The organism is Myxococcus sp. AB056 (assembly GCF_006547365.1).
GTDB classification, from domain to species: Bacteria; Myxococcota; Myxococcia; order Myxococcales; family Myxococcaceae; genus Myxococcus; species Myxococcus virescens.
The window spans coordinates 166,663-176,484 of the sequence record NZ_VHLB01000005.1; the positions used below are offsets into that span (position 1 = coordinate 166,663).

The following is a 9,822-nucleotide window of genomic DNA, read 5'->3' on the forward strand; positions in this document are numbered from 1 at the left end:
GGGCCGAAGTGACGACGGCGACATGAAGCAGCCCGGCGGTGTGATGCGACACACCACCGGGTCTGTCCCACCCCTGACTATGGGCGGCTTTCCTGCCGCGTGTTGCTGCTCGCGGTGGCCGCGGACGAGGTGGCGCGCGGCAGCTTCGGCGGAGGCGGCTTGGCGAGGCTGTCCAGGAAGGGCATGAGGTTTTCGGCGGCTTGCAGGATGTCGCGCTCGAAGTCTGTCACCCCCTGTGGTGAGACATCCAGCCTCAGCAACCTGTCTTGCGTCTCCGTGTGCCCCTCCCAGCTCACCTGGGCCACGGGCCCGGGCGCGCCCGTGCGCGCGAACTGGACCAGTGAATCCACCAGGTGACGCATGAACGTCCGGTCCTCCTCCGTGAACAACTCTCCGGCGGGTGGCACGTCCGCGGCCGTCTCCAGGAAGTAGGGCACCTCGCCCCCATGAGGCACCCCCAGACGCTGCCGGGGGGCGAGCATCTTCGCGCGGTACTCGAAGTAGTAGCGCCACACCGCGGCGCCGCGCTCCGCGTGGCGGGTGGCCAGCAAGCGGGGCATGACCGTGAAGACGAAGTCGCGGCACATCCGCCGGCCAATCTCCCGGTCATCTTTGACGTCGGGGTAGAGCTGGCGGATGGACTCGGCGAAGGCGCCCAGGCGTTCAAGGATGGTGGCCGGGTCGATTCCGAACGAGGACACGACGCTGGAGTCGTCACTCGTGCTGCCGATGATGAGCGGCAGGGAGAGTTGCTCTCCGCGCGCGAAGGTCTCGCGGATGGGCTCGGGAAGGACGGAGTCTCCGTAGATGGGACTGGGCGCGTTCGCGGTGTCCGCGGGGAGCATCCAGAACTTCTCCGGCCCCAGCTCGCGCAGTTCCTTCATGGTGGCCAGCAGCCGGTCCAGCCCATTCCTCCACGCGAAGGCCATGCCGGCCAGCCGCGCGTCCGCCAGGGGCTTCTCCTGGAGCACGTATGCGCTCATGGCCACGCCCCGGCGGAAGAGGTTCTTCTCCCGCACCTGCGGCGACGTGAAGAGTGACAGGACGCTCTTGGCGCCCGCCGACTGCCCCATCACGGTGACGTTGCCGGGGTCGCCGCCGAACCGCGCGATGTTGTCGCGCACCCATTCCAGCGCCAGCATCTGGTCCAGCAGGCCGAAGTTCGCGGGCCCACCCGGATTCTCCTTCTCCAGCGCCGGATGCATGAAGAAGCCCAGGTGCCCCAGGCGGTAGTTGAAGGTCACCAGCACCACGTCGCGCGACGCCAGATGAATCCCTTCATAGGGCGGCAGGCGGCCCGAGCCGATGACGAAGGCGCCGCCGTGAATCCAGAACACCACGGGCAGCTTCGCGCCCGCGTCCAGCTTGGGCGTCCACACATTGAGGAAGAGGCAGTCCTCGTGCATCTCACCGGGGTCGCCACCGCCGGCCTCGATGCAGGCCTGACGGGACTGGTGCGCGGAGGCTCCGAAGTTGAAGGCCTCGTGGACACCGGACCATGGAGTGGCGCGCTCGGGCGCCTTCCAGCGCAGCGCGCCCGTGGGAGGCTTCGCGTAGGGTATGCCCCTGAAGACAGAAATCTTCCCCTCGACCAGGCCCTGCACCTTGCCTTCCTTCGTGGGTACCTCAGGCGTCTTGATGACGTTCATCGACCGGCTCCCTTTTGGTTGTGCGATTGCACGTGCGACAATGAAAGACACACGCACCCAGACTCCTGCGGAGAAGCCCTCGTGCACCCACTCGGTCTAGATGAGCGAGCGTGAGATAGAATTGAATGGCAATTCCTGGCAACACACCCCTGCCAGAAACCCGCTTTGCTGAAAGCGATCGCCGGGAACACGACACCCGCCCCGTCCTGGAGTCGGGCGGGGCGCGGGCGCGGGCCTTCCCTGCTCCCGGACCGCAAGCCGGGCCAGCGTCCGCGCGAGCCGCTCCGGATGGACGGGCTCCAGCATCTTGTTCGCGTCAACTTCCGGACACTGTGTTAGGGTGGCCGCCGCATGGCGATCGAGAAGGCGCTTCTGCTCATCGCGGATATCGGCGGTTACACCCGCTTCATGAGTCACCACCGCTTCAGCCTCGCGCACGCGCAGGAGACGGTGGCGCAGCTGCTCGAGGCCGTCATTGATGCCTCGGGCCCGCTCAAGCTCGCCAAGCTCGAAGGAGACGCGGCGTTCTTCTACGCCGTGGGCGACGATTTTCCCACCTTCGCCCGGATGGTCGCGGACATCCGCCGCGCCTTCGTTTCACGGCGAGAGCAGTTCATCGCCGACCGCATGTGCAAGTGCGACGGCTGCATGCAGGTCAGCTCCCTGACGCTCAAGTTCGTGGCCCACGCCGGTGAGGTCGCCTTCCAGCGCGTGAAGCACCTCACCGAGCTGGCGGGTGTGGACGTCATCCTGGTGCACCGGATGCTGAAGAACGACGTCCCCGTCACGGAGTACGTCCTGATGACCGACGCCGTGCACCAGGGGCTCGCGCCGGAGCTCCGCCAGCACACCCAGGGGCTGGAGCACGACTTCGAGGGCATGGGGCGCACGGCGACGCACTACCTGGACCTGAACGCGTTCGTCCTCGCGGCGCCCGAGCCCGTGCGTCCGAGCCTGCCGCGCAAGCTCTGGGCCAAGCTGAAGCTGGAGCTGAGCTCGATGAAGTACGTGCTGGGCCTCAAGCAACCCTGCGAGAACTTCCGCAACGTCGAGGTCGTGGACGCCCAGAAGCCGTAGCGGGCGCCCGCGATTCAGGGGTGCGTGCCTCCGCGCACCATGCGGCGCGTTACCCTGGCGGCCGGGGCGCAACGGCCAGGACGAAGCGCGCGTAGCCAATCTCCGCCGCGTTCTTCATCAACTCCAGGTTGGCCCAGGCCACGATGTCCCCGAAGGGCTTGCCTTGCAGCGGCCAACGCGTGCGCTCCGTGGAGCGGAGGTCCTCGTCGCTGAGTTGCTCGATGGCGGCGCGCCACTCCGTGTACCGCCGTGAAATCAAGTCGCGCACGGTGTCCGCGGTCCCCGGCCACTCCACCTGCTCCCGCGTCAGGGTGGCATCCCCGAACGAGTGGTTGTGAACCATGGACCACCAGAACCCCAGGTGCCACGTGAGCCAGGCCACACTCGCCGGCCCCAAGTCGTAACCTTCATGCTCGGGCCACTCGACATGCCATTTTCCATCCGGGCCCTGCTGGACATGGAGGCCCACGGACGCGGGACGGCGCAGGCAGTCCTCCGTGGTCAATCCCTCCAGGTGATAGAGGGTGAGTGCCCAGGCGATGTCGAGTTGCCCCAGGAGCGTGTCTCGGAGTGGGTTGGACATGGGCGCAGGATAGACCGACGCCCCGCTGCCCCCGACACGGAACGTGCGCCAGGAGTTGAACCAGGATGAGGGGATGACATGAGCGATGAGCGATTGGTGCTGATGCGGGGAGACATCACCCAGGTCCAAGCGGATGCGATTGTGAACGCAGCCAACTCCACACTGTTGGGAGGCGGCGGCGTCGACGGGGCCATCCACCGAGCGGCGGGGCGCGGCCTCCTGGCCGAATGCCGGACCCTGGGGCGTTGCCCTCCGGGAGAAGCTCGCATCACCGGAGGCCATGCCCTTCCCGCCAAACATGTCATCCATGCCGTGGGGCCCGTGTGGCAAGGAGGAAGCAGCGGCGAGGAGACCGTGCTCGCGCGCTGCTACCGGCGGGCCTTCTCCCTGATGGAAGCGCACGGCCTTGGCACCATCGCCTTCCCGTCCATCTCCACGGGCGCCTATGGGTACCCCATCGAGCGGGCGGCGCGAATCGCCTTGCGCGAGATTCTGGCCGCGCTGCAACGCATGCCGACCCTCCAGCGCGTCACCGTGGTGCTGTTCAGCGACAGGGACCTCGAGGTGTACCAACGCGCACGTCAGGCGCTGGAGCCCACCCCTTCGGCCTGAAGGGTTCGCGACGCGTCAGACTGGTGGGGCTCCCGCGCGGAAACGGCGATACACCACTGCGCGGCCCAGTAACACAGCATGATGGCGTAGCCGGAGCCCGGCAGCGGGCGTACGAAGAGCTTGAGCGCCAGCAGTCCGTCACTGACGGCGAACAGCAGCGCCCCCGCGAGCGCGAACCCCTGCGCGCGACGCGAAAGCCCCGGGCTCCCCAGCATGGCCCACGCACGCCATGTCATCGCACAGATGACGGCGACGTAGGCCGTCACCGGGAGCGCCATCTCGCCCAGATGAGGCCAGAGAAAGACGCTGGCCCCCACCGCCAGGAACACGAAGGGCAGCGCCCTGCCCCACCGCGGCAGGCGCGACACCGTGACGTACGCGGCGACGTAGCTCACGTGCGCCAGCAGGAAGGCCCCCAGGCCCGGGAGGAACAGCCCTGGCCCCACGTCCAGCAGCACGTCTCCCAGCAGCGACAACGCCAGGCCGGCGAATATCCACCGCCCGTAGCGTCCGAGCGGCGGCCACTGCCACAGGAGCAAACAGAGCATGGGCAGCGCCTTCGCGGCCACCCGGACGTCCGCACGGACCACGTCCAGCGCGAGGAGGTATCCCACCGCCCCCGCGACACCCACCGCCGCGAGGAATTTCGTCGCACTGCCCGACGCGCTGCGCATGGGCGGCACCATACCCCGGCCGCCCGGCTGTGAGGCTCAGGGACGCGGCGACTCCAGAATCTCCACGTTGGCAATCCAGTTGCGCTTCCGGCGCGCGAGCCGCGTCGCGGCATCCTCGTCGTCGAAGCTGCCCGAGCTGCGGCGAATCCGCGCCGGGTCGATCCCCTCGAACGCGTTGACATTGACGACCGCGTAGAGCTGTCCGTCGATGCGGCTGGTCACCACGGGAACGACGCCGCACCGGCCACAGGTGTGGAACTCCGCGGTCCGCGTGCCGAAGACATATCGGGAGACCTGTGACGGCTCCTGGACCGAGACTTTGAGTGTCCCCCCTGGATGAGACGTCCAGAGCGCCACGTGCCGGGTGCAGAACGAACAACCACAGGCCCGTGCGGGAATCTCGTCCGGGCTCGGCTCCCAGACGAGCGTGAAGGACAGATTCCCGCAGTGGCACTTCCCTGGAATCACCATGAGCGCGACCTCCGTTGTATCGACGCTCACCTATACTTCATCCCGCTCACGCCGCCACGGGCTGAGAGGGATTGCAGCACAGTCGCGCCGCCCTCCAAGCAGCACACCTTCGGAGGGCGCGCGGCTCAGGCCGGCAGCTTCTTCAGGAAGGCCAGCAGCGCGGCATTCACCTCGGCGGCGCGCTCCTGCTGAACCCAATGCCCCGCGCCGGGAACGACGTGGATGTCGGTCAGGTTCGGCACCAGGGCCTTCATCGGGTCAACGGGCGAGAAGGCACGCACCGGGTCCTTCTCTCCGACGATGTAGAGGGCCGGCTGCGGGATGACCGCCGTCGCCAGCTCAGGCAGTTCGTGCCAGTCCCGGTCCATGTTGCGGTAGCGATTGAGCCCGCCCCGGAATCCACTGCCGGCGAGCTCCTTCGCGAAGTACGCGACGTCCGCCTCGGTGAGCCAGTCGGGCAAGGTCTCAGGTACGTCGAGCCTCGCGAGGAAGCCTTCCCCCTTCTTCTTCGCCAGCACGACGGGATTCGTCACATCGAAGCCGGGGGTGCCCGTGAGAATCGCCCGGACCGTTCTCGGGACGTCCGCCTCGAACTCGGCCTCGGCCACGCCGGGCTCCTGGAAGTAGAGGATGTAGAACCACTTCTCAGCGAACATGCGATGGAACAGTTGAATCGGCGGCATGGGCGCGCGGCCCAGATGGGGCACGCTCATGCCCACCACCGCGCGGAAGCGGTCGGGATGCAGGGCGGCACAGTTCCAGGCGATCGCCGAGCCCCAGTCATGGCCGATGACGATGGCCGTCTTCTCCCCCAGCGCATCCAGCAGGCCAACCACATCACCCACCAGTTGCTTCATGCTGTACGCCTCGATGGCCTCCGGCTTGTCGCTCTGGCCGTAGCCACGGACGTCTGGAGCCACCACGTGGTACCCCGCCGCCGCCAACGCCGGAAGCTGATGGCGCCACGAGTACCAGGACTCCGGCCAACCATGCAGGAGCAGCACGAGCGGCCCTGAACCCGCCTCCGCGATGTGCAGGTTGATGCCATTCGTCTTCACGGTTCGATGCGTGATGTCAGCCATGGGGGTGCTCCAGAGGTGACGGTACGGTGGGGGCGAACAATAGCGTCAGGCATGAGGCGTGACGCGCCGCTTCGCGGCACGAGCGTGACGGCGGCGAACGCCGAGTCCCGGGTCCGCCACGGATGGGCCTTCAACAGCCGCCCCATCGCCTCTGACGTCACCATGGTGCCCCATGTCCTCCATGTGAAGGAGGACATGCAAGGCGACGGAGAGCCGACTGTCGCGTCTCATGCCACTTCATCTGTGGCGTGAGACGCGGCCAGTCAAGCGATTCGGCAGGTGGGGTGACTGGGTGGGGTGTCGTGACTCAGTAGTTGACCACGCCGTTCGGGAGCAGCAGGCGGTGGCTCCCCATGTCCATGATGGAGCGAGCCACGTCGAGCTGCACCACCGCACGGCCACGCAGCGCCAGCTCGTGCACGGGCGCCTCGAAGGTCACCGGGGCGACGCTGGCGTCGACGAAGCCGGAGCCTTCCGCCTGGGCATAGCCGCCGAGCCCCTCCAGTTGGAGCGTCACGCGGACGCGCTCCACGCCTTCCGGCACGTAGAAGTAGGCCACCAGGTGCGCGTGGTCGGGCTGGGCCACATCCACGCTGTCTTTCGCCAGCTCCACCTTGAGCGGGGCCCCGTCCGCGGTGACGCGAACAGCACCGATGGGGAGCTCCAGCTTGTCGTAGCCTTCCGCCGCCGAGCCGCGGAGCCGCAGCTCGAAGCGCTGCCCGTCCTCCGTCTGGACCGGACCGGACGGAGCGGGTGGCTCGCCCTGGACGGAGTCGAGCCGGTCACTGCCCCCACCGCAGGCCGTCAGGGCGAGGGCCGCGCAAACACACGTGGACAACATGATTTTCTTCATGGCGTGTCTTTCCTTGAGATTTGAAGGGTGTCTTGGATTGAGTTGGGAACGGCTCAGGGCGAGCAGCTCTGGCCGGAGTTGGAGGTCGGGTCGACGGCGATCGCCTCCGCGGCCTGGGGCGTCGACGGGCCGGGGATGAAGCCGGGCGGGAGCGGGAGCGAGTCGCAACCGTTGTTGAAGGCGTCCACGGGGTCGATGAGGCTCGAGATGAGATCGCACTGGGTGGTGTTCAGGGCGGCAACCGCATCCGTGAGGAGCGACGCCGGGTCAGGCGTCGCGCCGAACAGGCGCTGGTTGCAGATGCCCACCAGCGTCTGGCGCGCGAGCAGGAAGCGGAGCCGGTCCAGCTGGCTGCGCATCCCTCCCGCCGGGTACATGGCCGGGTCGCCCCACAGGATGCCTTCCGCGGCGGGCAGCGTGGTGATGGTCCCGATGGCGCCCAGGTTGATGGGCCCCTGCGCCAGGCACTGCGTGAGCGTCAGGATGCGGTTCTTGTAGAAACCGAGCGTCCGCGTCGGGCCGGTGCACTCGACGGGAGGCGGCTCTTCCCGCTCGCACGTCAGGCGCGCCGAGCACATGGCCGAGCCCAGGTCGAACGTCACCCTGAACGTGTTGTCGATGTGGTTGTCCGCCACGCCATCCTGCGCGGCAATGGTCACGCACTCGTCATAGCTGCCGATTTGCAGCGCGAAGTTCGACGTCAGCGAGCCATTGACAGGAATGCTCACCGGCGGCGGCGGCGAGAACGTGAAACCCTCGCTCGACAGCACGTCATCGGTCGCCGTCAACAAGATGGACGGCAACGTCGGGTGGACGTTGGTGACCTTGAAGCTGTAGTTCGCGGTGTAGGGATAATCGTCCGCCACCACCACCGACTGACCATTGACCTTCTTTTCGCAAATCAGGTCATGGGCATTCGCGACCCCGCTTCCGCCCACCACCACCGCACAAACCGCGGCAACCCACTGCTGCTTCTGCTTCATCCGCATGGTTCCGACCTCGTTCATGAGCACCAGGCTCGGACGCGGCGGATTTCACCGTTTGTGCCACGTCTGGGAAGACGTGGGGCGACAAGCCCCTGACACAAGGATTCCCCATGGGAGGTAGGTGTTACGCCCTTCCTCTCGCATGATGGAAAATCGCGTCCCACAGTGGGGAGCGCGACGGTGGACCTGAAGCAACATCGGGGCTCCGCGAGGAGGGTAATTGCCTCACCCGCGACCGTCCGCACGCCCTGCTGACCTGGGCGAACGCTTCCCATGTCCCGCGAGATGCCTCGGCAGTGAAGTTCCCTGCACCCGACAGGCATTGGCCCCACGGGGCTTTGCGACGCTTTTTCCTCAGGCGCCCGGGCGGGAGAACGTCACCCGCTGGCCGTTGGCGCCCAGCTCCAGATGCGTCACGCCGGCGCTGGGAGGTCCCAGCACGGGCACGATGAACCAGCTGGCGCGCCGCAGCGTGGCGGGCTGTCGCAGCGCGGCGCCGGGCTCCAGCATGCGCTCCACGCTTCCGCCCGGTCCGTGGAAGACGACGCGCAGCGCGCGAGGCACGCCATGGGCGCGGACGTAGAAGGCATACCGGTCACGGCCCCCACCCGCGTGGCCCGCCGCGACGCCCAGCACCTCCATGTCCTTCTCACGGAAGGCCAGCGGCATGACTCCATCAGGCAGTGGCGCGGGTTCGGACCGGGGCGCCTCCAGGTCATAGGCACGCAGCGCGGCATCCGGAGGCACACCGGGGACGGGGGCGTAGCGCTCCGCGAGCGGCGAGACGAGGTAGGGATGATAGCCGTGCTTGCGAGCACTCACGACGTCGGGCGGCCGCCGGTACGTCATGCGGTTGCTCCAGAACATGAGGCTCAGGTACTCCATGGAGTTGGGCACGTCCGAGTCCTGCGCGAGGAAGAGGACGCTGCGCGCCGGCGTCTGCTGGTCGAGCGCGCGCCCGACCTCGCGGGAGTAGGTGACGTACAGGTCATCCAGATGCCTGGCCTGGTAGTCTGCCTTCGCCACCGGAAAGGTGACGGCCAGCAGCCACGCGAGCACGCCCGAGGCCAGGAGCCCCAGCCCCAGGGGCGCCCAGGACAGCTTCCGCGGCAGGCGCCAGCACACGAGCGCGACGAGCAGCGCCGCCGCGGCGGCCACGACCAGTCCCTCCGCGAGCCCGGGCCGGGCGCGCGTCTGTACCAGCACCGTGGGGAGCACGGCGCGGACATCACCGAGCACCGGCAGGTGCTTGACGAACCACGGCGTGGCGACCGCCGCCAGGAGCGCCGCCGCGAGCGCGGGGTGGCGTCTGGCATCCGCGCCCGCGATGGCCAACGCGGCCAGGACGGCGGGCACCGCGCCCCAGGCAATGGCGGGGACCTTCACCACGCTCAGTGACAACACGAGCCAGGTGGCCCCCACCCACAACGCGAGCCCCACCACCTCCAGTTCCCGCCGGCGCACCGCGCGCACCAGCAGCCACACGAAGGCGAGCAGCGGCAACACCGCGGGCAGCGGCGCCAGGCTCTGGGTGTTGACCTCGTTCAGGAGGGCATCCACCGGCCGGTGCCAGGGCCCCACGTCCACCGTCGGGTCGGCGAAGAGGTGGGCGCGCGTCACCCGCGCCTCCAGGTCATGCAGCTCCGGCCAGCGCCATGCGGAGTAGAAGCTCCACGGCGCGGCCAGGAGCACGGCCATGCCCACCATGGCCACCACCGTGCTGAACCTCGGCCCCGGACAGAAGCGCAGCCGGCCATCTACATCTGGGACGAGGCGATGCACCAGGCCGCCGCGCGCGGCACGCACGACACCTTCTTCACGCTGTCTCTTATACA

The 9,822-nt window shown here is 68.0% G+C and carries 10 protein-coding genes; 2 read left to right on the forward strand and 8 right to left on the reverse strand.

Annotated features, from left to right (window positions below):
- Positions 1 to 77: 77 nt before the first annotated feature.
- Positions 78 to 1,649, reverse strand: a complete 1,572-nt coding sequence (locus FMP39_RS04290; RefSeq protein WP_141588727.1) for a carboxylesterase/lipase family protein — start codon at positions 1,647 to 1,649, stop codon at positions 78 to 80.
- A gap of 351 nt (positions 1,650 to 2,000) precedes the next feature.
- Here FMP39_RS04290 and FMP39_RS04295 point away from each other — a divergent pair, with 351 nt between their 5' ends.
- Positions 2,001 to 2,726, forward strand: coding sequence for a DUF2652 domain-containing protein (locus tag FMP39_RS04295; RefSeq protein WP_141588728.1), 726 nt, complete (start codon positions 2,001 to 2,003; stop codon positions 2,724 to 2,726).
- 49 nt (positions 2,727 to 2,775) lie between these two features.
- Here the strand turns inward: FMP39_RS04295 and FMP39_RS04300 are convergent, their stop codons facing one another.
- Positions 2,776 to 3,309 carry a DinB family protein gene (locus FMP39_RS04300; protein ID WP_141588729.1) on the reverse strand — a complete coding sequence of 178 codons (534 nt, stop codon included), beginning with the start codon at positions 3,307 to 3,309 and terminating at the stop codon, positions 2,776 to 2,778.
- Positions 3,310 to 3,387: 78 nt separating this feature from the next.
- Here FMP39_RS04300 and FMP39_RS04305 point away from each other — a divergent pair, with 78 nt between their 5' ends.
- Positions 3,388 to 3,921, forward strand: coding sequence for an O-acetyl-ADP-ribose deacetylase (locus FMP39_RS04305; RefSeq protein WP_141588730.1), 534 nt, complete (start codon positions 3,388 to 3,390; stop codon positions 3,919 to 3,921).
- On the opposite strand, the gene FMP39_RS04310 is transcribed toward FMP39_RS04305, so the two are convergent.
- The 6 genes from FMP39_RS04310 to FMP39_RS04335 all read right to left on the reverse strand — a co-directional run.
- The gene (locus tag FMP39_RS04310) at positions 3,891 to 4,595 is read right to left on the reverse strand and encodes a lysoplasmalogenase (RefSeq protein WP_228557654.1); all 705 of its coding nucleotides are present in this window, start codon (positions 4,593 to 4,595) and stop codon (positions 3,891 to 3,893) included. The two genes, FMP39_RS04305 and FMP39_RS04310, sit on opposite strands and share 31 nt — an antisense overlap.
- Positions 4,596 to 4,631: 36 nt before the next feature.
- Positions 4,632 to 5,096, reverse strand: a complete 465-nt coding sequence (locus FMP39_RS37770) for a GFA family protein (protein WP_228557655.1) — start codon at positions 5,094 to 5,096, stop codon at positions 4,632 to 4,634.
- Between the two features lie 95 nt (positions 5,097 to 5,191).
- The gene (locus FMP39_RS04315; RefSeq protein ID WP_141588731.1) at positions 5,192 to 6,148 is read right to left on the reverse strand and encodes an alpha/beta fold hydrolase; all 957 of its coding nucleotides are present in this window, start codon (positions 6,146 to 6,148) and stop codon (positions 5,192 to 5,194) included.
- A gap of 307 nt (positions 6,149 to 6,455) precedes the next feature.
- Positions 6,456 to 7,001 (reverse strand): hypothetical protein, encoded by a 546-nt coding sequence (locus FMP39_RS04325; RefSeq protein ID WP_141588732.1) that lies wholly within the window; start codon positions 6,999 to 7,001, stop codon positions 6,456 to 6,458.
- A 53-nt stretch (positions 7,002 to 7,054) separates the two neighbouring features.
- Positions 7,055 to 8,014: a hypothetical protein gene (locus FMP39_RS04330; protein WP_141588733.1), complete on the reverse strand. Its 960-nt coding sequence runs from the start codon at positions 8,012 to 8,014 to the stop codon at positions 7,055 to 7,057.
- Between the two features lie 327 nt (positions 8,015 to 8,341).
- Positions 8,342 to 9,822 (reverse strand): dolichyl-phosphate-mannose--protein mannosyltransferase (locus tag FMP39_RS04335; protein WP_228557657.1); only part of this gene is annotated, 1,481 nt, incomplete at its 5' end.